Genomic DNA, 25,752 nt, shown 5'->3' on the forward strand with positions numbered 1-25,752 from the left:
CTATAATTATGATAGTAACTTCAAACTTATCAAAAAAATATAACGGAAATATAGTTTTAAATATAGAATCTTTAACCATTCCCAAGGGGCAAAGTTTTGGGTTGGTAGGTAATAACGGCGCAGGTAAAACCACGTATTTTAGTTTGCTTTTAGATTTAATTAAACCAACAACGGGCTCTATTGAAAGCAACAATGTGTTGGTGCATGAAAGTGAAGCTTGGAAACCATTTACATCCGCTTTTATAGATGAAAGTTTTTTAATTGGTTATTTAACTGCTGAAGAATATTTCTATTTTATCGGCGAGCTACGGAACCAAAATAGAGCAGATGTTGATGCGTTATTGTCTCAATTTGAAGACTTTTTTCATGGCGAAATACTAAAACAGAAAAAATATTTACGCGATTTAAGTAAAGGAAACCAAAAGAAAGTAGGTATTGTGGCTGCTTTAATTGGTAACCCCGAGGTTATTATTTTAGATGAACCTTTTGCTAATTTGGACCCAACCACTCAAATTCGACTAAAAAGCATCATTAAAAATTTAGCCGAAAAACAAGGTGTTACCGTGTTGGTTTCCAGTCACGATTTAATGCACGTAACCGATGTTTGCGAACGCATTGTAGTATTGGAAAAAGGCGAAGTTGTAAAAGATTTAGAAACCAATACCGCTACCTTAAAAGAATTGGAAGCGCATTTCTCGGGAACTGAAATGGTTTAGTTTCCAGTCTCAGTCACCTGTCAACTGTTTCGGTCTTCAGTCATCTGTCATTCTATTCAAACAGCCTCATTACATCCAAAAACCACGTCATTTTATCGGTTAATCAAAAAAGATGCTTATTTTTACCTGCTTACATAATATAAGCACGAGTTTATAGTTATTTATTTAGACTAAAAATACCAGCATTGAAAATACCGTTTAAAGCAATCTTAGTTTTTGCCTGTTCTATTATATTGTTAGTGAGTTGTTCACGTAAAAAGGACAAATTTATTAACCGAAATTTCCACGCTGTTACAGCAGAGTTTAATGCGCTTTACAATGGTTATAATGCTTTGGAAGCTGGTAAAAGTAGCCTAAACGATGCATATCAAGATAATTACTGGGATGTGTTACCTATCGAACGTATGCAAATCTCTGATGAGGTGATGCTTCCAGGGCAGTCTAAAAACGAAAATTTCAACACCGCAGAAGAAAAAGCGGTAAAAGCCATTCAAAAACATAGCATTACCATAGATGGTAAAGAGAAAAACCCGCAAATAGATGAAGCGTACTTGCTTTTAGGTAAAGCTAGATATTTCGATCAACGTTTTGTGCCTGCTTTAGAAGCGTTTAATTATATTCTTTACAAATATCCTGCAAGCGATAAAATCGTGCAAGCAAAAATTTGGCGCGAAAAAACCAATATGCGTTTAGATAATGATGAGCTTGCCATTAAAAATCTAAAACGTTTATTTAAACAAGAAGAACTTGAAGGTCAAGATTTGGCCGATGCCACATCTATGTTGGCGCAAGCTTACCTAAACACAAAATCAGTTGATAGTGCTATTACACAACTTGAAATAGCATCTAATGCTACAAAAAATGATGATGAGCGCGGACGTTACAGATTTATTCAAGGGCAATTGTACAATCAATTAGGAAAAAAGGATAGTGCCAACATTGCTTTTGATAAAGTAATTGAACTGAACCGCAAAACACCTCGAATTTATTTGATTGGTGCCGAAATTGAAAAAATTAAAAATTTCGATTATGAAACAGGAAACAAATATGAACTATTAGAACATATTACCGAACTTGAAGAAAACCGTGAAAACCGTCCGTTTTTAGATAAAATTTACCATCAAAAAGCAGTGTATTATTTGCATAATAAATCCGATTCTTTGGCTATTACTTATTTCAATAAATCGTTGCGAACCAATTCTCCAGATAAAATATTAAAAGCAAAAAACTACGAAATTCTTGGAGACATGAATTTTGATAAATCTGTTTATCAAGAAGCAGGGAATTATTATGACAGTACCATGACGAGTTTGGTTTTAAATTCGAAACCATACCGTATTATTAAGCGTAAACGCGATAATTTAGAAGATGTCATTTATTATGAAAGTATAGCCAAAGCAAACGACAGCATTCTAAATTTGGTAAACCTATCGGAAGATGAGCGCTTGGCATATTTTGATCTATTTATTGAAAAGCTAAAATTAAAAGCTGAAGAAGAGAAGCTAAAAGCCGAAGCAGCCGAACGTAAAGCAACTGGATTGGTTACGGTTAATAACCAAATAGGAAACCAAAGAACCCCTATGGGTGCACCAACCCAAGCAGCTATGTTTTATTTTTATAACCCAACTACGGTAGCATATGGTAAAAATGAATTTACAAAAATTTGGGGCAATAGGACATTGGAAGATAATTGGAGATGGTCTAACAAAGGAAGTTCGGGTGCGGTAAACAATGCATCAACTAATGATCTATTAGTGAATGCTTCAGAAGATGAAATGTACGACCCACAATTTTATATTTCTAAAATACCTTCCGAAACAAAAGAAATTGATAGTATTTCTAAAGAAAGAAATTATGCTTATTACCAATTAGGACTCATTTATAAAGAAAAATTCAAAGAATACGAATTGGCAAAAAGTAAATTTCAAAACTTGCTTAATAGCAATCCTGAAGAACGATTAATTCTTCCTTCAAAATACAACTTATATAAAATTTATGAAGCTTTAGGTGAAAATGGCGAAGCTACTATTGCAAAAACCGATATTGTTTCCAATTACCCAGAATCTAGATACGCTACCATTTTAACCAATCCAGATTTGGCATCAGATAAAGATGAAAACAGTCCGGAAAGTTTATACGAAGCGCTTTATCATAAGTTTGAAAATCAAGAATATGTTGAGGTCATTTCAAAAAGTGAAGAGTACATAAATACGTTTGATGGCGAGCCCATTGTCTCAAAATTAGAACTCCTAAAAGCAACTGCTACAGGACGTTTGTACGGTTTGGAAGCTTACGGTAAAGCCATAAACTACATTGCCATTACATATGCCAACACACCCGAAGGCAAACAAGCTCAAGCTATTGAAACCAATGTGTTGTCAAAATTAACAAGTTCAGAATTTATTCAAGAAAACGATAGTATAACCGATAACTATAAAGTAGTCTTTAAGTTTGAAAACCCAAAACCAGAACAAGTTGCTAGTTTTCAAAAAACATTGGATGAAGTTTTGAAAAACATAAAATATTATTCGTTAAAATCATCGGTTGATGTGTACAATCCCAACACAAAATTTGTAATTGTGCATGGTTTAAGAAATGCGCAAGTAGCAAAAACATTCGACCAGCTATTAACGAAAGAAGATAAGAAAAAAATTAAAGAACCTTATTTTGCAATATCATCTGCAAACTATCAAGTCGTTCAAATACATAAAAATTTGGATGCATATTTAAATACAGGTAATAACTCTAAATAAATAGCATTATGTTTTCTGAAAACAAAAAAGACAAACAATCTACAGAAGGCTTATCTAGCCAAAATATTATTTCACAAGGCACTAAAATAGTTGGCGATTTTAATAGTGAAGGCGATTTTAGAATAGATGGTACGGTAGAAGGCAATATTAAAACCTCTGGTAAGGTGGTTGTTGGAAAATCTGGATTCATAAAAGGAACGTTACAAGGAACCGATGCCTATTTTGAAGGTAAATTTACTGGGAAATTAGCATTATCCGGTACATTAACTCTAAAAGCTTCTGCACATATAGAGGGCGAAGTGGTTGTAGGAAAGCTGGCTGTTGAACCAGGGGCTACATTTAATGTGTCTTGCATAATGAAAGGTACTGTAAAAGAAATGAACAAAGGTGGACAACAAGGACAAGGAACAGAAACCGAAAAAACAGCTTAAAAACGCCGTTATTCTAACAGGAATAACATTTCAAATGGGTATAACTATTTACCTTTTTATTATGTTAGGCAAGTGGTTGGATTTAAAATATTCTGATGGAGGGAAATTATTCTTAATTATAGGAACACTTCTAGGTGTTGCCATTTCCCTATATGTTGTTTTACAGCAATTAAAGAAGTTTAATAGTTAATGAGAAAATTATTAGCAGAAAATGTTATAATAATAGGTATTGTTTCTATTGTTACTTATTTTATATATATCTGGATTTTAAATTACACACAATCTACCGTACTTCATAATCAAATTTTATTAGCATATATTTTAAACACCTTATTGGCAATAGGTATTATGTTATCTATGTTTTTGCTAAAAAAGCGTTTTAAAGACCAGTTAGGATTTATTTTTATGTTGGGTAGCTTTATAAAATTTGGTTGCTTTTTTATCTTCTTTTATCCGATGTTTAATTCAGATGGAAACGTAACACGCAATGAGTTTTTTTCATTCTTCATTCCCTATGCCATTTGCCTTGTGTCTGAAACCGTAACCACCATACGGATTCTCAACAAATTAGATGCAAAATAGTACACGAAAATAGTCTTTATAAATAATGTGAAAATTTGATTTTTTATTTTAAGATAAAAACATACCTTTGCACCGATTTTTAGCCCACTATTAATTAAGTGATATGCAAAATATATTTTCATTAAAAACAATTTGTTTATTATTTTTCTTCGTATCAAGCTTTTCTTTTGCTCAGCATGAGGAAGAAAAAATGCATTTAGAAGAAATTGCGCCTGAAGTAGAAGGTAAACAAGGTTTAAAAGAAGAAATTAAAGAATACATCAATCATCACTTACTAGATTCGCATGATTTTGGTTTATATTCTTATGTGAATGATGCGGGAGAACATAAACATATTGGATTTCCACTTCCAGTAATTTTATGGGATAATGGGTTACAAGTGTTTTCATCATCAAAACTTCACCACGGCGAAGCTGTTGCTGAGGTTAACGGAAACTATTACAAATTATACCACGGAAAAATTTACAAAACAGATGCAGAAGGTACTATTCATTACGATGAACACCATCATGCAACAAACGTTAAGCCTTTAGATTTTTCAATCACTAAAAACGTATTTACCATATTCTTAGTTGGGTTATTGATATTCTTCATGTTTAGAAGAATGGCTAAATCTTATCAAAAAGGAGCTTTGCCAAAAGGTATGGGACGTTTATTAGAACCAATTGTACTATATATTCGTGATGATATCGCTATTCCAAACATTGGAAAAAAACATTACAAGCGTTACATGAGTTTCTTGTTAACCGTGTTTTTCTTTATCTGGATTATCAATTTATTAGGGTTAACACCGCTTGGGGTTAACGTAACAAACAATATAGCTGTAACATTGGCATTAGCGTTATTAACCTATTTAATAACCACATTTACAGCAAACAAAAACTATTGGGGTCATATTTTCTGGATGCCTGGGGTGCCATGGCCAATGAAAATTATTTTAGCGCCAATAGAGTTATTAGGTACGTTTATTAAGCCTTTCTCATTATTAATACGTTTGTATGCAAATATTACTGCGGGACATATTGTATTAATGAGTATTATTGGTTTAATGTTTATTTTTAAAAACTGGTTAGGAAGTTCATTATCATTTGGTTTAGCATTCGTCTTGGCCTTGTTAGAACTTTTAGTGGCTGCTTTACAAGCGTACATCTTTACAATGTTATCGGCATTGTACTTTGGTTCGGCTGTAGAAGAGCATCACCATGGGGACGAGCATCATTAAAAATGTCCGGTGGACGTTTTATGCGAGTAGCCAGACGGCGCGTTGGCGCATTAATAAATTGAGTGTTTAATTTTTAATATATATATTATGACTATTCCAAACATTGTAGGAGCTGGTTTAATCGTTATCGGTGCTGGTATTGGTATTGGTAGAATTGGTGGACAAGCTATGGAAGCTATTGCTCGCCAACCAGAAGCCTCAGGAAAAATCCAAACAGCTATGCTTATTGCAGCTGCACTTATTGAAGGTATTGGATTTGCTGCTTTATTTGCAGCTTAAAAAAACTAAACAGCTATAACGGTTGGTTATAGCTGTTTTTTAAATTAAAAATTAACTAGTATAAAAAGACACATAAATGGAAAAATTAATTGAACAATTTTCATTCGGGTTATTCTTCTGGCAATTATTATTATTTGTTGGATTAGTGCTTTTATTAAAAAAGTTTGCGTGGAAGCCAATTCTTAATGCTGTTGAAGAAAGAGAAGAAGGAATTAAAGGAGCATTAGAATCTGCTGAAAAAGCAAAATTAGAAATGCAAAACCTTCAAGCAGATAACCAAAAGTTATTAAAAGAAGCAAGAGCAGAGCGTGAAGAGATGTTGAAAGAAGCAAGAGATATCAAAAATAAAATGATAGAGGATGCTAAAGGTGAAGCACAATCTCAAGCTAACAAAATGATCGAGCAAGCAACTGCAGCTATTGAAAGCGAAAAGAAAGCAGCCATGGCAGAACTTAAAAGTCAAGTAGCTGGATTATCTTTAGAAATCGCTGAAAAAGTAGTACGTGGTGAATTATCTAACAAAGACAAACAAGAAAAATTAGTTGAGTCTATGTTAAGCGAAGCAAAATTAAACTAAAACCATGGCAGGAGCAAGAGCAGCAATACGTTACGCAAAAGCAGTGTTAAGTTTAGCATCAGACAGAAATACAGCGGATGCTGTAAATGAAGAAATGAAGCTAATAGCTAATACGATTGCACAAAGTAAGGACTTAAGCGATGCACTACAAAGCCCTGTATTAAGTGCTTCAGTAAAAAAATCTGCGTTATTAGAAGTTTTTAAAAAAGCAGATAAAACAACTTTAGGCTTAATTGATACTTTAGTAGCAAATAATAGAATTGCTATTTTGGCAGATGTTGCTGTTAAATACAATCTGTTATTCGATCAATCTAAAGGTATTGAAGTGGCAACTGTTACAACAGCAATTCCTTTAACCAATGCTTTAAAACAAAAAGTGTTAGCTAAAGCAAAAGAGCTTACAGGAAAAGATATTGAAGTACAAAGCATTGTAGATGAAAGCATTTTAGGAGGTTTCATCTTAAGAGTTGGAGATATCCAATACAACGCAAGCATTTCAAATCAATTAAGTAAATTAAAAAGAGAATTCACATTAAACTAAGATATTTATATCTAAATAAATAATAAGATGGCAGAAGTAAAACCAGCTGAAATATCAGCAATCTTAAAGCAACAACTAGCAGGTTTCGAAGCAAGTGCTTCATTAGACGAAGTTGGAACTGTATTAACTGTAGGTGATGGTATTGTACGTGCTTACGGATTAGCTAACGCTCAATATGGTGAGTTAGTAGAATTCGATGGCGGTTTAGAAGGTATCGTACTTAACCTTGAAGAAGATAACGTAGGTATTGTATTATTAGGGGTTTCTAAAGGAGTTAAAGAAGGTTCTACAGTAAAACGTACAGGACGTATCGCTTCTATCAATGTTGGAGAAGGTATTGTTGGACGTGTTGTAGACACTTTAGGAAATCCAATTGATGGTAAAGGTCCTATTTCTGGTAAAACTTACGAAATGCCTTTAGAGCGTAAAGCACCCGGGGTTATTTTCCGTGAGCCAGTTACCGAGCCGTTACAAACTGGTATCAAATCTATTGATGCAATGATTCCTGTTGGTCGTGGTCAACGTGAGTTGGTTATTGGTGACCGTCAAACTGGTAAAACAGCGGTTTGTATTGACACTATCTTAAATCAAAAAGAATTTTACGATGCAGGTGAGCCTGTATATTGTATATATGTTGCTGTAGGTCAAAAAGCATCAACAGTAGCTTTAATTGCTAAAACGTTAGAAGAAAAAGGTGCTTTAGCCTATACAACTATTGTAGCTGCAAACGCGTCAGATCCTGCAGCAATGCAAGTATATGCACCGTTTACAGGAGCATCTATTGGAGAGTATTTTAGAGATACTGGTCGTCCAGCATTAATCGTGTTTGATGATTTATCTAAACAAGCCGTAGCTTACCGTGAGGTATCTTTATTATTACGTCGTCCACCAGGACGTGAGGCGTATCCAGGTGACGTTTTCTACCTTCACTCTAGATTATTAGAGCGTTCTGCAAAAGTTATTAATAATGACGAGATTGCTAAAAACATGAACGACCTTCCAGAGTCTCTTAAAGGCATTGTAAAAGGTGGTGGTTCGTTAACAGCGTTACCAATTATTGAAACTCAGGCGGGAGACGTTTCTGCATATATCCCAACAAACGTAATTTCTATTACAGATGGGCAAATCTTCTTAGATGGAGATTTATTCAACTCTGGTGTGCGTCCAGCAATTAACGTAGGTATTTCGGTATCGCGTGTTGGAGGTAATGCGCAGATTAAATCAATGAAAAAAGTAGCAGGTACTTTAAAATTAGACCAAGCACAATTCCGCGAATTAGAAGCGTTTGCTAAGTTTGGATCCGATTTAGATGCCGTTACCTTAAACGTAATTAATAAAGGTAAACGTAACGTTGAGATTTTAAAACAAGCTCAAAACGATCCTTTTAAAGTTGAAGACCAGATCGCTATTATTTACGCAGGTTCTAAAAACTTATTAAGAGACGTTCCTGTTGAAAAAGTGAAAGAATTTGAAAGAGATTATCTTGAATTCTTAAAAGCGAAGCATACCAATATATTAGCAGACTTAAAAGCAGGTAAATTAACTGATGAAGTTACAGATACATTAACAGCTGTAGCGAAAGATTTATCAGGGAAATACAAAGCTTAATTGTCATTCCTGTAAAAAGCAGGAATCTCATGTTTTGAAATTGAATTAAATAGATTCCGTAATAAGTGCGGAATGACAAAAAGAGATTATGGCGAATCTAAAAGAAATACGTAACAGAATATCATCGGTATCTTCAACGATGCAGATAACCAGTGCCATGAAAATGGTATCGGCTGCTAAGTTAAAAAAAGCACAAGATGCTATTACAGCAATGCGTCCGTATGCAGATAAGTTAACCGAACTTTTACAAAGTTTAAGTGCTACTTTAGATGTGGATTCAGGCAGCAAATTCTCTATACAACGCGACGTAAAAAAGGTTTTAATTGTAGTAATTACTTCAAATAGAGGTTTGGCAGGAGCTTTCAATTCAAATATCATAAAAGAAGTAAGCAAATTAACATCTAGTACGTATGTTAATCAGGAAGTTTCGTATTTAGCAATTGGAAAAAAAGGTAATGATGCCTTTAAAAAAACAGGTAAAGTAATTGCCAACAACAATACTATTTACGACGATTTATCTTTTGATAACGTAGCTGAAATTGCTCAAATGTTAATGGATAAGTTTGTTGCTGGCGAGTTCGATAAAATTGAAATTGTTTACAATAAGTTTAAAAATGCTGCTACTCAAGAAGTAATAGTTGAACAATTTTTACCAATTGTTCCTGTACAATCAAATAGCAATGTAAGTTTAGATTACATTTTTGAACCATCAAAAATTGAAATCGTAGAGCAATTAATTCCTAAGTCTTTAAAAACACAATTGTACAAAGGTATTAGAGACTCTTTCGCTAGCGAACACGGTGCGCGTATGACTGCGATGCACAAAGCAACAGATAACGCAAAAGAGTTAAGAGATCAGCTTAAATTAACTTATAATAAAGCTCGTCAAGCAGCCATTACCAATGAAATTTTAGAAATTGTTGGTGGTGCGGAAGCTTTGAATAATTAATTGTCATACTGAACTTGTTTCAGTATCTCATTATAACATCAAACCTCACTTTTAAGTGGGGTTTTTTTATGGCATTACTTTTGAAAAGTTATCTTTATAACATTCAATTTAATAACATGCAATTATTTAAAAGCTTCATATATTTATTTTTTATAGGATTGGTTTTAGCTAGCTTTTCCCAATGTGTAAGCACGAATAAACTACAAACCGGTTCGCCTTTAAAATTAGGCGATGTCTATTATCAAGAAGATGAAGCTCATATTTCTATTGTAATCCCTATTAGATCCAACCCAAACAATATTGTGCTCGATAGTGTTTATTTTCATGGAAAAGAAGCCAAATTGGAGTTTGTAAATGATAAAATTTACACAGGTGGGTTTCAACCTAAAAATACGCCCAAATCCGATATTATAATGAGCAATGAACCTTATGCCGAATATAGAAATAAAGTTCCAGAAATCCCTAGAAAACCACGTTTTCAGCTTAAAGAGGATGAATGTATGGTTAGTTACAAAAAAGGGAGTGATACAAAGTATTTTAAAATTGATAAAATCAAAAAAAAAAAGAAGCTTTAAAATTAATAGGAACATAAGCTAAGAACCAATAATTTATCTTTGGTTTGCATTGGCTAAAAACGTATTTTTAACCAGATAAATAAATAATCCTTGAGCGGACTCAAAACATTATTTAAGCAAACATTTATTTATGGGTTGGCTACTGTGCTTCCTAGAATGCTTAGCTTTATATTAGTGCCACTTTATACTACAAAAGGGGTTTTGTCATCCGTAGCAGAGTATGGTGAAGTCTCAGTTATTTTCTCCTATTTTGTACTTTTTAATGTGGTTTTGGCTTATGGTTTGGAAACCGCTTTTTTTAGATTTTTCAACAAAGATGAAGATAAAGATACTGTTATTGGTACGTCGGCAATTTCCCTTATAATATCCTCGTTTCTGTTTTTTATAATAGCCTTAATTTTTCAAAGCCAAATAGCTAACTATATTGATATCAACGTTAAATATATCAATTTAGTTATCTGGATTTTATTGTTCGACGCTTTGGTTATAATCCCTTTTGCTTGGTTACGAGCTACGCAACGTCCCATGCGCTATGCCGTTATTAAAATACTTAATGTGGCTATTAACTTAGGATTGAATTTGTTTTTCCTGCTAGCACTAAAAAAGCTGGCCATAAGCAATTCCTTTTTTGATAGTATTTACAAGCCTAATTTTGAAATCAGTTACATATTCATAGCAAACTTAATATCAAGTGGTATTACGTTGCTTTTAATGACGCCTTTTTATGCCAAAATAAAATACATATTTAATACCGATTTATGGAAAAACATGATGCGATATGCATTTCCTGTTTTAATAGCAGGTGTTGCGTTTTCCATAAATGAAACATTCGATAGAATTTTATTAAAAGAATTATTGCCAGCAAATGTAGCCGAAACCGATATTGGTATGTATTCAGCCTGTTATAAAATATCATTGTTCATGACGCTGTTTGCAACGGCATATCGTTTAGGTATTGAACCCTTCTTTTTTAGTCATGCAAAAAGTGTAAACCCACAAAAAAATTATGCTAAAATCTTAGAGTTTTTTGTAGCTCTGGGTTCGGTAATATTGCTTTTTGTTGTGGTTTTTGCCGATATTTTAAAACCAATTATTGTAAGAAGTGAAGCTTATTGGGAAGCTATGTGGGTGGTGCCAATTATATTAATTGCCAACTTTTGTTTAGGCATTTATCATAATTTATCGGTTTGGTATAAAATCACCGATAAAACAAAATTTGGCGCTTATATTTCTATAGTTGGGGCTGTTGTAACCCTTATAATTAACTTTATGTTTATCGAAGCTTACAGTTATAAAGCTTCAGCTGTAGCTACTTTAGCGGCCTATGCTATTATGATGATGCTATCTTACTATTACGGAAGAAAGTATTACCCCATTCCTTATAATTTAAATAAAATTGGCTTGTATTTGTTGCTTTCAATAGGCTTGTCGTTCATGTCATTTTACGAATTTAGAGCTAATTATGTTGTTGGAATTTCTATGTTAATCGTATTTTTGGGCATTGTTGTTATTTCAGAGAAAAACGAATTAAAAAAGATATTTAATAGATAATGAACATTAAAATAATAAACAAATCCAATCACGCATTGCCACATTATGAAACAGAGGCATCAGCAGGTATGGATTTGCGAGCAAATTTATCAGAAGAACGCATATTAAAACCTTTAGAGCGAAGCATTGTAGGTACTGGGTTATTTATAGAATTACCCATTGGTTATGAAGCTCAAGTACGTCCACGTAGTGGTTTAGCTGCAAAAAAAGGCATTACGGTTTTAAATGCACCAGGAACCATTGATGCCGATTATAGAGGTGAAATAGGTGTAATTTTAGTAAATCTCTCCAATGAAGATTTTGTAATTCAAAATGGTGAACGCATAGCGCAATTAGTCATTGCAAAACATGACCGTGCAGAATGGATTTCGGTTGAAGAACTTTCAGAAACCGTTAGAGGCGAAGGTGGTTTTGGAAGCACTGGAACTAAGTGATTTAAGAATTACGATTAACGATTTTAGAACATAAAATAAATACACAAATCAACGAATAAACGAATCACTCAATAAAATGAAAATAATAGTGCCCATGGCAGGACGAGGTTCTCGTTTGCGCCCACATAGTATAACCGTACCAAAACCTTTAATTCCTGTTGCAGGTCAACCCATTGTACACCGTTTGGTGATGGATATTGCCAAAGTTTTAAAGCAACCTGTTGATGAAATTGCTTTTGTTTTAGGCGATCCTGCTTTTTTTGGTGATGATGTGGTTGAAAGTTTAGAAAAACTAGCAACCGATTTAGGCGCCAAAGCATCTATTTATCGCCAAGATTTACCTTTAGGAACAGGTCACGCTATTATGTGTGCGAAACCATCTTTATCGGGGCCAGCAGTAATTGCTTATGCCGATACATTGATTCGGGCTGAATTCGATTTAGATCCAACAGCTGATAGTGTTATTTGGACCAAACAAGTAAATAACCCAGAAGCTTACGGTGTTGTTAAACTAAATGCAAACCAAGAGATTGTTGAGCTAGTTGAAAAACCAAAAAAATTTGTTAGCGACCAGGCTGTAATAGGTATTTATTACTTTAAAGATGTAGCGGTTTTAAAAGAAAAACTACAACAAATTTTAGATGAAAACGTTACCAATGGAGGCGAATACCAAATTAATGACGGTATCAAACGTATGATGGCCGATGGGAAAATTTTTAAAACTGGCACCGTTGATGAGTGGATGGATTGCGGAAACAAAGCCATTACCGTTGAAACTAATGCAAGAATGTTGGGTTTTTTAAAAGCAGATGGCGAGGAGCAATTGGTGGCAACATCAGCGAAGTTGCAAGATTCCAATATTATCGAACCTTGTTTTATTGGAGAAAATGTGGTGATTAAAAACAGTACCGTTGGTCCTAATGTATCAATTGGTAATAATAGTATTATCGAAAACTCAACTGTTAAAAATAGTTTAATACAAACGCATACTACTATTCAAAATGCTAATTTAGATGATGCCATGATTGGTAATCATGTAAAGTTTGATGGTAAGTTTACGAGTGTGAGTATTGGAGATTATTCTGTTTTAGAATAATTCCTGCGAAGGCAGGAATCTCATAAAAAACAGTATGGAACATTGATACGTTTATATCATGATAAACAAACCAGATGGCGTTTTGTACATAGGGGTGACAGATAACATTGATGAAAAGAGTTAAAGAGCACAAGCTAAAAGTTTATCCTAAATCTTTTACTACCAAATTTAATTGTTACAAATTAATTTATTTTGAAGAATTTGAAGATGGAAGTAAAGCTGGGATAAGAGAAAGACAGTTCAAAAAATGGAAAAGAGATTGGAAAATTAAGCTTATTGAAGAAATGAATCCCAATTGGACGGATTTAAGTTTGAATTGGAATCTAAATTATAATAAATTACGGAATTAATTAAAAAGATACTTGCCTTCGCAGGTAAATATGAAACAAAAAATCTACATATGCATTTTACTAATCGGACTTTTTATAGTACCGCAAATAAACTACGCCCAAGTAGATTTTAATAAAAAGCCAACCGACGATTTAGGCGATGTTGAAGATAAATTTCAGGAACTTTTTTACGAAGCTTTAAAGCAGAAAGCTATTGAAAACTATGACCGCTCGGTTAATGCGCTTTTAAAATGTATTGAACTGGATAATTCGGTACCTGTTTTATATTTTGAATTGGGTAAAAACTACAACCAGCTTAAAAATTTTGGTGCTGCAGAGGATGCCTTAAAAAAAGCGGTGAGCAAAGCACCAGAAAACGAGTGGTTTTTAGACGCGCTCTATACGTTTTACATGGAGCAAAATGAGTTTGATAAAGCCATTAAAACCGTAAAACAATTGGTGAAATTTCACCCCGATTATAAAGAAAATTTGGCAGCATTGTATGTAAAAACCAAAGACTACAACGATGCTTTGAAGATTTTGGATGAATTGGATGCGGAATTTGGCATATCGGTGGCGCGCGATTTCATGCGAAATCAAATTTACGAAGCTACGGGGCGCAAAAAAGACCAAATTAAAAACTTGGAAGCGCGTGTTGAAGAGAACCCCGATAAAGAATCGAACTACCTACAACTCATTTTCCGCTATAGCGAAAGTAACGATAAAGAAAAAGCCTTTGAAACGGCTCAGGAGTTGTTAAAAGTTAATCCGAATTCACAAATTGTTCATTTAGCATTATACAAGTTCTATTTAGATGATAATAATGCTGAAAAAGCCATAGAATCGATGAAAATTGTGGTTAAAAGCCCAGAGATAAAACCGGAAGCAAAACTTAAAGTGCTTACCGATTTTGTTCAATTTGTTGGCAGCAACCCACAATATGAAGCCGATTTAGTAGAAGCTACAACTTTGGTAGGCGATAGCAACAACAGTAAAACACTTATAGAGCTTGGGCAATATTACTTGTCTAAAAAGAATAAACCAAAAGCTTTAGAGTATTTTGAGGCGGCTTTAAAAATAGATTCAGAAAACTTCAATGTGCTTCGCAACGTATTGTTACTTTACATAGATTTGCAAAAGTTTAATGTAGCCGAGAGCAAGAGTAACGAGGTGCTTCAAAAATATCCTGCACAACCCTTGTTTTATTTAATAAACGGTGTGGCGTTAAACCAATTAAACCAACCAAAAAAAGCGATCGATGTTTTGGAAACAGGGTTGGATTATGTAATTGACGATAGGAAAATGGAACTGGATTTTTACAACCAATTAAGTGCAGCCTATGGCGCATTAAACAATACAACCAAGGCAAAAACGTTTAGTGATAAAGCAAAGCAATTAGAAACCTCAAATTAATGAACAAACTTAAGTACATCGTTTTATCTCTATTGGTTGTTTTGGTATTTAATTGTAAGGCGTCTAAAACCTTGGGCGGAGGCGAAGCAAATCTTGATTTGAACACCAAACAGCTTTTAAAAGAGAACGCTAAAAGCACTCCCAATTTTAAAACACTTCAAGCAAAATTAAAAATAACCTATAGTCAAGATGATAAGGAACAATCTTATTCGGTTAATTTTAGGGCTAAAAAAGATGAAGTTTTATGGATAAGTGCTGCATTTTCGGTAGTTAAGGCCATGGTTACCCCCGAAAAAGTAAGCTTCTATAATAAGATAGACAATACTTATTTTGAAGGCGATTACAAATATTTAAGTGATTTGTTAGGAACTGAATTGGATTTTCAAAAAGTTCAAAATCTATTGTTAGGCGAAGCTATTTTCAAACTAAACGCAAATTCATATAATGTTTCGGTAAATGAAGAATCCTATGTGCTTCAACCAAAAGAACAACGCGAATTGTTCGAAATTTTCTTTTTGATAGACCCAGTCCTTTTTAAAATAAAATCGCAACAAGTATCGCAACCCAAAGAGTTTAGGCACTTGCAAATAGATTATTTAAAGTACCAAGAAGTGGAAAAGCAAACATTGCCAGAACACATCAAAGTCATTGCAGTTGAAGCCAATAAGGAGACCATGATAGATCTAGAATTTAAAAGTGTTACTTTAAATGAAGATTTAAGTTTTCCGTATAAAATACCCTCAGGTTTTAAAGAAATAAAACTTTAATGTTACAACAGAACTACCAATCAATAAAAAAACTGATACTACTAAGCTTTATGTTTTGTAGTGTTTTTGTGTTTTCGCAAAGTGCCAAACAACAGGAATTGGAAGCACGTAGGCAAGAATTGCGTTTAGAAATTCAGAAAATAGCTCAATTACGTGCCGAAAACCAAAGCAAGGAAAAGTCTCAATTAACCTTAATTCAAGATTTCAAGCATAAAATTAAGGTGTTGGATAATTTGATTAAAGTAACCAACCAACAGGCCAATTTAATAACACGCGATATAAACTACAACCAAAGAAAAATAACAAGTTTAAGGGACGAATTAAAGGTTTTAAAGGAAGATTATGCGGCTATGATGGTGAAGTCTTATAAAAGCCGAAATCAACAAAGCAGAATCATGTTTTTATTGTCTGCTAACGATTTTAAACAAGCTTACAAGCGTTTGCAGTATATGAAGCAATATACCGACCACCAAAAGGAACAAGGCGAAACCATAAAGGCAAAAACAGCCGAATTGCAAGCAGCAAATTTAGATTTGTTAAAACAGCAAGAAACAAAGAAGAAATTGATTGCTGAGAATAGGGAAGTTCAAAAAGCTTTAGAAAACGAACGCAAACAGCATGAAGATTTAATGAAGGCTATTAAAAAGAATCTTTCTGTTTATGCCGCCCAAATAAAGCAAAAACAACAAGAAGCCGATAGAATAGATGCGGAAATAGACCGTATTATTAAAGAAGCCATAGCAAAATCGAACAAAAAAAATACGGGAGCCACCACTACAAAAAGTTCATCAGGATTTGCATTAACGCCCGAAGAAAAGGTTTTAGCGGCCAACTTTGTGGCAAACAAAGGGAAACTGCCTTGGCCAGTTGAAAAGGGCTATGTAACACTTGGTTATGGCACACAGCCACATCCTATAGACCATTCGTTAACCATTAAAAGTAATGGGGTGCGCATTGCCACCGAAAAAGGCGCTAAAGTATTTGCTGTTTTTAATGGCGAAGTAAGCTCGGTACTTAAAATGAAAAACGTAAACCCCATTGTTATGATTCGTCATGGAGATTACTTAACCCTATACAAAAACCTATCAACCGTTTATGTAAAAGAAGGCGATAAAGTAAGTACCAAACAAGCCATAGGCGAGGTGTTTACCAATCCTTCGAACGGTGAAACAATCTTGAGTTTTTCAATTTCAAAAGGAACAGCTACCGAAAATCCAGCATCTTGGGTTTTTAAAATGTAAAATTCCTGCGAAACAGGGAGTCTAAATCTTTTAATTTACCGCTTTTTGTGAAAATAATTTGCGAATTTGCGGTCTATTTTGGATTTTAAAAATCTACTCAAACAAAGCTTTTAACTCAGTCGCTTCACTAGGTTTCATTTTACCAGAAAGTAGTAAGCTAAGTTGTTTTCTTCGTAAAGCAGCTTCAAAACGTTGTTTTTCCAAATTGGTTTCTGGCAGTACTTCAGGCACCAATACAGGCTTTCCAGTATCATCTACCGCTACAAAGGTGTAAATGCCTTCATTGGCTTTGGTACGTTCACCAGAGACACGGTCTTCAATCCAAACATCAATAAACACTTCCATAGATGTTTTAAAAGCACGAGATACTTTTGCTTCTACCGTCACAACGCTTCCAAGTGGAACCGCTTTACTAAAAGCCACGTGGTTTACCGAGGCGGTTACTACAATATGTCTGCAATGGCGACGCGCCGAAATACTTGCGGCTCTATCCATGCGCGCCAATAATTCACCTCCAAAAAGGTTGTTTAATGGATTGGTTTCACCAGGTAAAACCATGTCGGTAAGAATCGTTTTAGATTGTTCGGGTGTTTTAGCTTGCATCACAACATATTTAATTATGCTGCAAAGGTAAAATGATTTCGGGATTTAGTAGGGGAATTTAAAATATAATTACTCGGTAACTGCATCCAAATCTTTAACCAACAACCAAGCGTCTTCGTTTTGGTTTTTTCTAACATCACGCAAAATAATTAAAGCTTCTTCGGCAGTTTCGTAGCTACCGTAAACCACTTCATGTAAACCGTATTTGTTTGCACCAATAGTTCTGGCGTTAAAACCTTGCGCTTTTAATTCGCTTATAATGGATTCGCAGTTATCTTCAACCCTAAAAGCTCCAGCAACCACGTGGTAATTGCCAGATTGTTTAGTAACATTTAAAGTAATAGCAGGAAGCGGATTCAAGTTAAAAGTAGCCTGCTCAATTTTAGCATCAAGCTGTTGGAACGCTTTTTCTTGCGCTAATTGATTGTGCTGTTCAATTTGCTCTACATAGTATTTAGAAGACACCAAGCCACCCACTGTTAAAGCTATTAAAGCCACAGCAGCATATTTAAAATAAGGTCTTGCTTTGCGTTTTTCAGGTGTCACGGTAAGCGGAATCACTTTTTCAATGGCTTCAACCTCAGTTTTATAAACTTCTCTAGAAACGGTTGGCGATACCAATTGTGATAATCCAAAAGAATCGGTTAAATAGTTTAAGCTATAAGCCGGTTCAAATAAAATTTTACCTTCACTGTTAAAAGTAATGTCTCCAATATTTTTAAAAGTAATGGTTTCACCCTGTGTTAGGTACGATTTTATACTGTTAACACGTTTTGCAATTTTTTCGTTTGCAACCTCAAAAGGAATTTTTTCCACATCGGCAATGTAATGTGCCAACAGGCCATCGTTTTTTTGAATTTGCTCGTTAAACGACACCGTTTTTTTAGGTGGATAAAACGTATTGGTAGCATCATCAATTGCTGCAGATGCACGTTGTGTTAAAAATGTCCCAAATTCAGGGATGGTAACACACTCATATCTATAGAGTAAATCGCTTATGTAGGTTTCTAATTGCATAGAAACAAAGTTATAATTTTTTGCTTTTGGATAAAATTAACTTCAAACTTTTTATTAACATCGTAAAAAATTCTTTTCTTTAACTTCAAAATCAATTGTATACAATGAGCGAAAATGATTTGCTTTATACTTTAGCGTTGCAACATGTGCCAAATATTGGCGATATTACGGCTAAACGACTTATCAATCATTGTGGATCTGCCGAAGCTGTTTTAAAGGAAAAGAAGCAAAATCTACTAAAAATTGATGGTATTGGAAGTGTTATTTTGGGCGATTTGTTTAAGCCCCATCATTTAAAAGAAGCTGAAAAGGAACTTGTTTTTATAAAAGAAAATAATATTCAGGTTTTATATTTTGAAGACAGCAATTATCCTGAAAAATTAAAACATTGTATTGATGGCCCTTTGGTATTATTTCAAACAGGAAACATACATTTAAAAAAGCAACGTATTATTAGCATTGTTGGTGCACGAAAAATTACTATAAGTGGTATCGCTTTTTGTGAAGATTTAGTTGAAAAACTAGCCATTTATAATCCAGTTATTGTTTCAGGGTTTGCTTATGGTACGGATATCACAGCACATAAAGCAGCTATAAAAAACAATTTGCAAACCGTGGGGTGTTTAGCACATGGGTTAAACCAAATTTACCCAGCTGTTCACAAAAAGTACATGGTAGATGTAGAAAAAAATGGTGGTTTTTTCACCGATTTTTGGAGCACCGATACTTTTGATAGAAACAATTTTTTAAAACGAAACCGAGTTATTGCCGGTTTGAGTGAAGCCACCATTGTTATAGAGTCTGCTGAAAAAGGCGGAAGCTTAGTAACTGCCGATATTGCCAATTCGTATAACCGCGATGTATTTGCAGTTCCGGGCAGAACCACCGATTCACAAAGTTCGGGGTGCAACAATTTAATAAAATACCAAAAAGCGCACATGCTAACTACCGCTTTAGATGTGCCTTATATTTTAAATTGGAAACTGGAAGAAGAAAAGAAACCCGCAATTCAAAAGCAGTTATTTGTTGAATTGGATGCTACTGAAAAAACAATTTACAACTACCTAAAAGAAAACGATACACAACAATTAGACACTATTGCCATAAATTGTAATCTGCCTATTTTTAAAATAGCTAGCGTGTTGTTAAATATGGAATTAAAAGGTGTGGTTCGCCCGTTGCCGGGGAAGTTGTTTGAGGTTATCTAAAATTACTGCGCAGGCAGGAATCTCATCAAAGAAACTACAAATTTCAATTCTATTTCGAGATTCAAACAATCAGATTCCTGCTTTCGCAGGAATTAGTATCCAACCTTTTCTCTAACGCGTTTTAAAACATCATCAGCTACCAATCTCGCTTTTTTAGCACCTAAAGCCAAAGCTTTGTCAACTTCTTGTAGATTGCTCATGTAATAGTTGTAGCGTTCGCGTTGTACTGCAAATTTTTCAACTATTAATTCAAACAAGGCTTGTTTAGCATGTCCGTAACCATAATTACCGTTTTCGTAATTGGCTTTCATGGTTTTTATTTGGTCTTCATTTGCCAGCAAACTATAAATAGCAAAACAGTTGCAGGTGCTCCAATCTTTAGGGTCTTCAAGTGGGGTGCTATCGGTTTGAATAGCCATCACTTGCTTGCGTAGTTTTTTATCGTCTAAAAATATATTGATGGTGTTGTCTCTACTTTTACTCATTTTCTCACCATCGGTACCTGGAATAAGCATGATGTTTTCTTCCACTTTTCCTTCAGGTAATACAAAAACCTCACCCATTTTTGCATGAAAACGAGATGCCACATCGCGAGTCATTTCAATGTGTTGTAATTGGTCTTTCCCTACCGGAATTATTTCAGCATCATACAATAAAATATCGGCAGCCATAAGCATGGGGTAGAAAAACAATCCAGAATTTACATCTTCCAATCTATCGGCTTTGTCTTTAAAACTATGCGCCAATGTTAAACGTTGGTAGGGAAAAAAACAGCTTAAATACCAAGACAACTCTGTTACTTGCGGAATATCACTTTGTCTGTAAAACACCGTTTTTTCTATATCTAACCCAAAAGCTAACCATGTAGCTGCTACCGAATAGGTGTTTTGCCTTAATGTTTCGGCATCTTTAATTTGGGTTAAAGTGTGCAAATTGGCAATAAACAAAAACGATTCGTTTTCAGGGCTGTTAGCCATTTTTATTGCAGGTATTAATGCGCCTAAAATGTTTCCTAAATGTGGTGTTCCTGTACTTTGTATGCCTGTTAGTATTCTTGCCATTTTTTTCATTCCCATGAAAATGGGAATCTAATTAATTGATTATACGTTTTTTTTAGAGGCTGTCTGAAAAGTGGGGTTCTATGTCATATTGAACATGTCGAAATATTTCAACTTGGTGATAATCAATATCGGTTTCGACAAGCTCAACCTGACAAATAAAACTTTATACACTTTTCAGGCAGCCTCTTATTAAGGCAAAGGTAATTTTTTTAATAGAATTGCTCAATACTATTATGTATTTTTGGGTGCGATGAAGCTTTTTAAATATCTATTCTGGATTTTGTACCGTATTTGGTTCTACATACTTGTAGCATTGCCAATACTTATATTGTTCCCCCTACTTTTAATTTCTATTTTGAAAGAATCGTGGTATCCGTTCTTTTTTAAGTTGGCTCGTTTATGGGCCAAAATAATTTTGATAGGTATGGGTTTTCATTGGAAAATTGAAAGCGAACAAACGCCCGAAAAGGGCAAAAGTTATATGTTTATTGCCAACCACACATCGATGACAGATATTATGCTCATGTTGGTTTCAATAAAAAATCCATTTGTTTTTGTTGGAAAAAAGGAGCTGACTAAAATTCCTTTATTTGGGTTTTTCTATAAGCGCACCTGTATTTTGGTGGATAGAAGTTCTGAAAAAAGTAGAAAGGCCGTTTTTTTAAGAGCACAAAAGCGATTGAAAACAGGTGTAAGTATTTGTATATTTCCTGAAGGCGGCGTTCCAGAAGAACATATTGCATTAGATGAATTTAAAGATGGTGCTTTTAGGTTGGCCATTAACCACCAAATCCCTATAGTACCCATAACGTTTGGAGATAATAAAAAACGTCTTTCATATACCTTTTTTAGTGGAGGTCCTGGAAAAATGCGTGTTAAAATCCATAAATTTTTAACTACTGAAGGGTTAGAAATTAAAGATACAAAGGCTTTAAATGAAGAAGCAAGACGTATTATTTTAAAACAATTACAAACTTTCAACAAATAAAAAAGACCACTCTGGGGAGAGCAGTCTTTTTCGGATATAGATTTTCGAGCTTAATGAAAATCAGTATCTAATAGATCTACCTAAAAACCTAAAATTTAATAGCGAATCCAGTATAAACACCAATAAAAAACGGTGTGAAATTACCAGAAGTATTGCTAAATGTGTTAATTTGATATTTAAACATAGGTTCTAAATTCAAGTCAATTTTTTTAGAAACCTGATAATTCAATCCCACACCAAAATTAGCACTATAGCTTACTTTATTTATATTGCTGGCTTCACCTAAAAAGGTACGTGTACCCGTTTCGGCTTCCGAATATATTTTATTATCACTTAAAAAGAAAGAACTAAAACCACCTATAAGGTTAACGCCAAATTTGTTGTTTACAAGTGCGTATTGAATTTCCAAAGGCACTTCAATATAAGCCAAAGCCTGATTGATAGTCGTATTGGTCGTTGTAAAATCTTCGGGTTTGGCACTTATGCTTTCACCACTAATTACCGAAATATTATCAGAAGCATCATTACTGCTAGTTGTATTTACATTTTGTAACGCACGTGTATTAGAGCTTATACCAACCGATTGGTAAACAACTACATTGTTGGTGTTATAACCTAAATTTACTTTATTGACACCCGAACGTACCCGTATTTTGTCGTTTACAACATAACTGGCAATTATACCGTAACTCATATTAACTTCACCAGTTTTAGAGTTGCTGTTAAATTGTGGGTCTATAGAAGAACCTTCGCCTAAACTGTTAAAATAAACAGGTGCTGCATTTGGAGTAATACGCCACTTGTTGGTATTTTTTTCTTTTTTAATAACATCTTTATTACTGTCTAAAGCTTCTTCAATAGAAAGTGAATTTTTATTTTCGGTTTTAGCAACAGCAGTATTGTCTTTTGATGTGTTATTAACTATTTCTTGAGCTTTTTCGGTGTTGATTAATGGGTCTTTAGTTTGAGGTGCTTCAGTGTTGTTGTTTCCAGTATTTTTAGCAACGGCTGAATTTATAGCGTTGTATTTTTCTTCGGAATTTGAAGCAACTGCATTGTTATTTGGGTTTTTAAAGCTGTTTTTTTCATTTGAAGATTTGTTAGAAGAACTTCCAGATTGCTTAGTATCATCATTTTTATTAATTGAAGATGGGTTTGAAGCTATGGATGTTTTTTGTGATGCATCATTTTTGTTAGAATTAGAAGGCGTTAAAACATCGTTCTTAGAAGCATTTTCTAAATTGCTTGGTGCAACATTGTCTTTTTCAACAGCAATTTTTGTGTTGTCTTCTAAATTATAGCTTCGTGTTTGGGTATCCTCGGTATCAACCGCTTTTACAGGATCGATGGTTTTTTCATTAAAAAAATACGAGCTACCAATGGTTAATAACAGTGCCAATAGTGCTGCAACACCTGCATACTGCCACCATATAGGTACGATGCGGCGTTTTTTCTTGTCTTGGTTAAGTTGTGCTTCAATGTTTTTCCAAACATTGTCGTTAGGAGCCACTTCAAAATCTTTAAAGTGTTCTTGAAATAACCGGTCTATGTGTTTTTTATCATTCATTTATAATGATTGTAAACTTTGTGTTGTTTTGTAATCTTCAATAGTTTGCTTCAAAATTTGTCTAGCACGCGCTAAATTTGATTTTGAAGTACCTATGTTTATATCTAGCATACTTGCTATGTCTCTGTGCGAATATCCGTCTAGTACATATAGGTTAAAAACCAATCGGTACCTGTCTGGCAATTCTTGTATGATTCGTAAAAGGTAATCGATGGATAATGTGTCTTCATCAATATCTATTTCAACCTCATCAATAATGTTTTCGTTTACAATTTCAAAAACCTTTTCGTTTCGATATTGCTGTAATACGGTATTTATAGTAACCCGCTTTAGCCAACCCTCAAACGAACCTTTATTTCCATATTGATCAATTTTTTTGAAAATTGTTAAAAATGCGTCTTGCAAATTATCTTCGGCTTCGGCATAACTACGTGAATACTTTAAGCACACAGCGAATAACTTACTCGAAAAGAGTTTGTACAATTCACTTTGTGCTTTAGTATCATTAATTTTACAACTTTCTATGAGTTGATCTAAACTCAAATTAATACGTATTAATTTATACCTAAACTACTCTACTACGGGTACTTCAATGGTTAAATATTGGTCTTCTCCATTGTCATCCTCACCTTGCCAAAACTTAAAAATGTAAGAACCGTTACCTGTAACTATAAAGTTAAAAGTAGCTTCTTCTGAAACATTATCCAAAGTTTCGCAATTATCATTTTCATAAACTAAAGTAATAGGCGCCACTGTGCGTTCATTTAAGTTTTTTGAATAATAAAATTCCTTAAAAACATGGCATGCTGTGGGTTTTAAATACGTAACCGTTATAGGGTATGTTTCTCCTAATGTAAATTCGCTAGGAATATCAACACTTTCTACCGGTAAAATTTCAAAGCTATAGTTAGTGTCGTTGTCTTTATCTATACTACACGAAACAAGTAAAACTAAAGCTAAACTTAGGGCAATTAACTTTTTCATTGTATTTCTTTTTATATGTAGATACATTTATAACCAAAAGGTTGCGTATTAAAACAAAAAAATCCCGATGTGTATCGGGATTTTTTTAAATTATTCTGAAGCAGAAGCGGCTTTGGCTATTTTTCTAACCTTGCCTTCAAGTTCGTCCATGAGTTCCGGATTGTCTTTTATGAGCGCTTTAACAGCATCTCTACCTTGTCCAAGTTTGGTTTCATCGTAGCTAAACCAAGAACCACTTTTCTTGATGATTTCGTTTTCAACGGCAATATCTAAAACTTCACCAACTTTACTGATGCCTTCTCCGTACATAATATCGAATTCAGCCGTTTTAAATGGTGGCGCCACTTTGTTTTTAACCACTTTTACACGGGTTTTGTTACCTGTAACATTACCGTCGGTTTCTTTAATTTGCGTAGAACGACGGATGTCCAAACGAACCGATGCGTAAAACTTTAAAGCGTTACCACCTGTAGTAGTTTCTGGGTTACCGAACATCACCCCAATTTTTTCACGCAATTGGTTAATGAATATTACGGTACAGTTTGTTTTACTTATTGAAGCGGTAAGCTTTCTAAGGGCTTGCGACATTAAACGCGCATGTAAACCCATTTTAGAATCGCCCATTTCACCTTCAATTTCACTTTTTGGTGTTAACGCAGCTACAGAATCTATTACTACAATATCAATAGCACCCGAGCGGATTAAATTGTCGGCAATTTCTAAAGCCTGTTCACCGTTATCTGGTTGCGAGATAATTAGGTTTTCTAAATCTACACCTAATTTTTCAGCATAAAATCTATCAAAAGCATGTTCAGCATCAATAAAAGCGGCAATACCACCAGCTTTTTGCGCTTCAGCAATAGCATGTAAAGTAAGGGTTGTTTTTCCTGAAGATTCCGGTCCGTAAATTTCAATGACACGTCCGCGTGGATATCCGCCAACGCCTAAGGCAATATCCAAACCAAGAGACCCCGATGAAATAGCATCAACATCCACAACCGCTTGGTCGCTCATTTTCATTACAGTACCTTTTCCGTAGGCCTTGTCTAATTTATCTAATGTAAGTTTTAGTGCTTTTAATTTAGCTTCTTTTTCGCTGCTCATTTTTATTTTTATTTTCTGGAGTAATGGATGCTAAAATACTATAAGTTTCGTCATCTTACAATTTTATAACGCAACCTTTATGAACATTTTGCATCTACTATTAAATAGTTGGGAAGATATTGCTATGAAACAAATATTAAGAATGCTTTAAACGCA

At 34.2% G+C, this 25,752-nt stretch carries 29 protein-coding genes; 22 read left to right on the forward strand and 7 right to left on the reverse strand.

The window, feature by feature from the left end; genetic code table 11:
* Positions 1-8 precede the first annotated feature (8 nt).
* From ACGK9U_RS02240 to ACGK9U_RS02335, 20 genes are all read left to right on the forward strand, one after another.
* On the forward strand, positions 9-716 hold the full coding sequence (locus tag ACGK9U_RS02240) for an ABC transporter ATP-binding protein (RefSeq protein ID WP_394464735.1): 708 nt from the start codon (positions 9-11) through the stop codon (positions 714-716).
* Between the two features lie 239 nt (positions 717-955).
* A complete protein-coding gene (locus tag ACGK9U_RS02245; RefSeq protein WP_394464736.1) occupies positions 956-3,469 on the forward strand; it encodes a tetratricopeptide repeat protein in 2,514 nt (837 codons plus the stop codon).
* 8 nt (positions 3,470-3,477) lie between these two features.
* Complete coding sequence (locus ACGK9U_RS02250) at positions 3,478-3,900, forward strand: polymer-forming cytoskeletal protein (protein ID WP_394464737.1); 423 nt, start codon at positions 3,478-3,480, stop codon at positions 3,898-3,900.
* Complete coding sequence (locus tag ACGK9U_RS02255; RefSeq protein ID WP_394464738.1) at positions 3,857-4,090, forward strand: AtpZ/AtpI family protein; 234 nt, start codon at positions 3,857-3,859, stop codon at positions 4,088-4,090. Before ACGK9U_RS02250 ends, ACGK9U_RS02255 begins: the two co-directional genes overlap by 44 nt.
* Positions 4,090-4,482, forward strand: a complete 393-nt coding sequence (locus ACGK9U_RS02260) for a hypothetical protein (RefSeq protein ID WP_394464739.1) — start codon at positions 4,090-4,092, stop codon at positions 4,480-4,482. Before ACGK9U_RS02255 ends, ACGK9U_RS02260 begins: the two co-directional genes overlap by 1 nt.
* A gap of 103 nt (positions 4,483-4,585) precedes the next feature.
* On the forward strand, positions 4,586-5,704 hold the full coding sequence (gene atpB, locus ACGK9U_RS02265; protein WP_394464740.1) for a F0F1 ATP synthase subunit A: 1,119 nt from the start codon (positions 4,586-4,588) through the stop codon (positions 5,702-5,704).
* 87 nt (positions 5,705-5,791) lie between these two features.
* The gene (gene atpE, locus ACGK9U_RS02270; protein WP_162880152.1) at positions 5,792-5,983 is read left to right on the forward strand and encodes an ATP synthase F0 subunit C; all 192 of its coding nucleotides are present in this window, start codon (positions 5,792-5,794) and stop codon (positions 5,981-5,983) included.
* Positions 5,984-6,059: 76 nt separating this feature from the next.
* A complete protein-coding gene (locus ACGK9U_RS02275; protein ID WP_394464741.1) occupies positions 6,060-6,560 on the forward strand; it encodes a F0F1 ATP synthase subunit B in 501 nt (166 codons plus the stop codon).
* 4 nt (positions 6,561-6,564) lie between these two features.
* Positions 6,565-7,101, forward strand: a complete 537-nt coding sequence (gene atpH, locus ACGK9U_RS02280) for an ATP synthase F1 subunit delta (protein ID WP_394464742.1) — start codon at positions 6,565-6,567, stop codon at positions 7,099-7,101.
* A 27-nt stretch (positions 7,102-7,128) separates the two neighbouring features.
* Complete coding sequence (atpA, locus tag ACGK9U_RS02285; RefSeq protein ID WP_394464743.1) at positions 7,129-8,709, forward strand: F0F1 ATP synthase subunit alpha; 1,581 nt, start codon at positions 7,129-7,131, stop codon at positions 8,707-8,709.
* Positions 8,710-8,797: 88 nt separating this feature from the next.
* Positions 8,798-9,658 carry an ATP synthase F1 subunit gamma gene (atpG, locus tag ACGK9U_RS02290; protein WP_394464744.1) on the forward strand — a complete coding sequence of 287 codons (861 nt, stop codon included), beginning with the start codon at positions 8,798-8,800 and terminating at the stop codon, positions 9,656-9,658.
* Positions 9,659-9,774: 116 nt separating this feature from the next.
* Positions 9,775-10,233 (forward strand): hypothetical protein, encoded by a 459-nt coding sequence (locus tag ACGK9U_RS02295; RefSeq protein ID WP_394464745.1) that lies wholly within the window; start codon positions 9,775-9,777, stop codon positions 10,231-10,233.
* Between the two features lie 90 nt (positions 10,234-10,323).
* The gene (locus tag ACGK9U_RS02300; RefSeq protein ID WP_394464746.1) at positions 10,324-11,784 is read left to right on the forward strand and encodes an oligosaccharide flippase family protein; all 1,461 of its coding nucleotides are present in this window, start codon (positions 10,324-10,326) and stop codon (positions 11,782-11,784) included.
* Positions 11,784-12,218 carry a dUTP diphosphatase gene (gene dut / locus ACGK9U_RS02305; protein ID WP_394464747.1) on the forward strand — a complete coding sequence of 145 codons (435 nt, stop codon included), beginning with the start codon at positions 11,784-11,786 and terminating at the stop codon, positions 12,216-12,218. Before ACGK9U_RS02300 ends, dut begins: the two co-directional genes overlap by 1 nt.
* Before the next feature lie 76 nt (positions 12,219-12,294).
* Positions 12,295-13,314, forward strand: coding sequence for a sugar phosphate nucleotidyltransferase (locus ACGK9U_RS02310; RefSeq protein ID WP_394464748.1), 1,020 nt, complete (start codon positions 12,295-12,297; stop codon positions 13,312-13,314).
* A 58-nt stretch (positions 13,315-13,372) separates the two neighbouring features.
* A complete protein-coding gene (locus ACGK9U_RS02315; RefSeq protein ID WP_394464855.1) occupies positions 13,373-13,438 on the forward strand; it encodes a hypothetical protein in 66 nt (21 codons plus the stop codon).
* Complete coding sequence (locus tag ACGK9U_RS02320; protein ID WP_394464749.1) at positions 13,425-13,664, forward strand: GIY-YIG nuclease family protein; 240 nt, start codon at positions 13,425-13,427, stop codon at positions 13,662-13,664. The genes ACGK9U_RS02315 and ACGK9U_RS02320 overlap by 14 nt, the downstream gene beginning before the upstream one ends.
* A gap of 30 nt (positions 13,665-13,694) precedes the next feature.
* Positions 13,695-15,056: a tetratricopeptide repeat protein gene (locus ACGK9U_RS02325; RefSeq protein ID WP_394464750.1), complete on the forward strand. Its 1,362-nt coding sequence runs from the start codon at positions 13,695-13,697 to the stop codon at positions 15,054-15,056.
* Positions 15,056-15,823, forward strand: a complete 768-nt coding sequence (locus ACGK9U_RS02330; protein ID WP_394464751.1) for a DUF4292 domain-containing protein — start codon at positions 15,056-15,058, stop codon at positions 15,821-15,823. Before ACGK9U_RS02325 ends, ACGK9U_RS02330 begins: the two co-directional genes overlap by 1 nt.
* A gap of 50 nt (positions 15,824-15,873) precedes the next feature.
* Entirely contained in the window at positions 15,874-17,064 is a 1,191-nt protein-coding gene (locus tag ACGK9U_RS02335) for a murein hydrolase activator EnvC family protein (RefSeq protein ID WP_394464752.1), read from the forward strand.
* A 93-nt stretch (positions 17,065-17,157) separates the two neighbouring features.
* Here ACGK9U_RS02335 and ACGK9U_RS02340 read toward each other — a convergent pair whose 3' ends face one another.
* Both ACGK9U_RS02340 and ACGK9U_RS02345 read right to left on the reverse strand, forming a co-directional pair.
* Positions 17,158-17,667: an acyl-CoA thioesterase gene (locus tag ACGK9U_RS02340; RefSeq protein WP_394464753.1), complete on the reverse strand. Its 510-nt coding sequence runs from the start codon at positions 17,665-17,667 to the stop codon at positions 17,158-17,160.
* A gap of 69 nt (positions 17,668-17,736) precedes the next feature.
* Positions 17,737-18,684 (reverse strand): SPOR domain-containing protein, encoded by a 948-nt coding sequence (locus tag ACGK9U_RS02345; protein ID WP_394464754.1) that lies wholly within the window; start codon positions 18,682-18,684, stop codon positions 17,737-17,739.
* Positions 18,685-18,788: 104 nt separating this feature from the next.
* On the opposite strand from ACGK9U_RS02345, the gene dprA reads away from it, so the two are divergent.
* Positions 18,789-19,892, forward strand: coding sequence for a DNA-processing protein DprA (gene dprA, locus ACGK9U_RS02350; RefSeq protein WP_394464755.1), 1,104 nt, complete (start codon positions 18,789-18,791; stop codon positions 19,890-19,892).
* A gap of 92 nt (positions 19,893-19,984) precedes the next feature.
* Here dprA and trpS read toward each other — a convergent pair whose 3' ends face one another.
* The gene (trpS, locus tag ACGK9U_RS02355) at positions 19,985-20,953 is read right to left on the reverse strand and encodes a tryptophan--tRNA ligase (RefSeq protein ID WP_394464756.1); all 969 of its coding nucleotides are present in this window, start codon (positions 20,951-20,953) and stop codon (positions 19,985-19,987) included.
* A 250-nt stretch (positions 20,954-21,203) separates the two neighbouring features.
* Here trpS and ACGK9U_RS02360 point away from each other — a divergent pair, with 250 nt between their 5' ends.
* Positions 21,204-21,941, forward strand: coding sequence for a lysophospholipid acyltransferase family protein (locus tag ACGK9U_RS02360; protein WP_394464757.1), 738 nt, complete (start codon positions 21,204-21,206; stop codon positions 21,939-21,941).
* Positions 21,942-22,029: 88 nt separating this feature from the next.
* On the opposite strand, the gene ACGK9U_RS02365 is transcribed toward ACGK9U_RS02360, so the two are convergent.
* From ACGK9U_RS02365 to recA, 4 genes are all read right to left on the reverse strand, one after another.
* Positions 22,030-23,508, reverse strand: a complete 1,479-nt coding sequence (locus ACGK9U_RS02365) for a hypothetical protein (protein ID WP_394464758.1) — start codon at positions 23,506-23,508, stop codon at positions 22,030-22,032.
* Complete coding sequence (locus ACGK9U_RS02370) at positions 23,509-24,051, reverse strand: RNA polymerase sigma factor (RefSeq protein ID WP_394464759.1); 543 nt, start codon at positions 24,049-24,051, stop codon at positions 23,509-23,511.
* A 27-nt stretch (positions 24,052-24,078) separates the two neighbouring features.
* Positions 24,079-24,492, reverse strand: coding sequence for a hypothetical protein (locus tag ACGK9U_RS02375; protein ID WP_394464760.1), 414 nt, complete (start codon positions 24,490-24,492; stop codon positions 24,079-24,081).
* A gap of 90 nt (positions 24,493-24,582) precedes the next feature.
* Positions 24,583-25,596, reverse strand: coding sequence for a recombinase RecA (gene recA / locus ACGK9U_RS02380; RefSeq protein ID WP_394464761.1), 1,014 nt, complete (start codon positions 25,594-25,596; stop codon positions 24,583-24,585).
* Between the last annotated feature and the right edge of the window lie 156 nt (positions 25,597-25,752).

It is taken from the genome of Mariniflexile sp. HNIBRBA6329 (genome assembly GCF_043558645.1).
In the GTDB taxonomy this organism is placed as follows: domain Bacteria; phylum Bacteroidota; class Bacteroidia; order Flavobacteriales; family Flavobacteriaceae; genus Mariniflexile.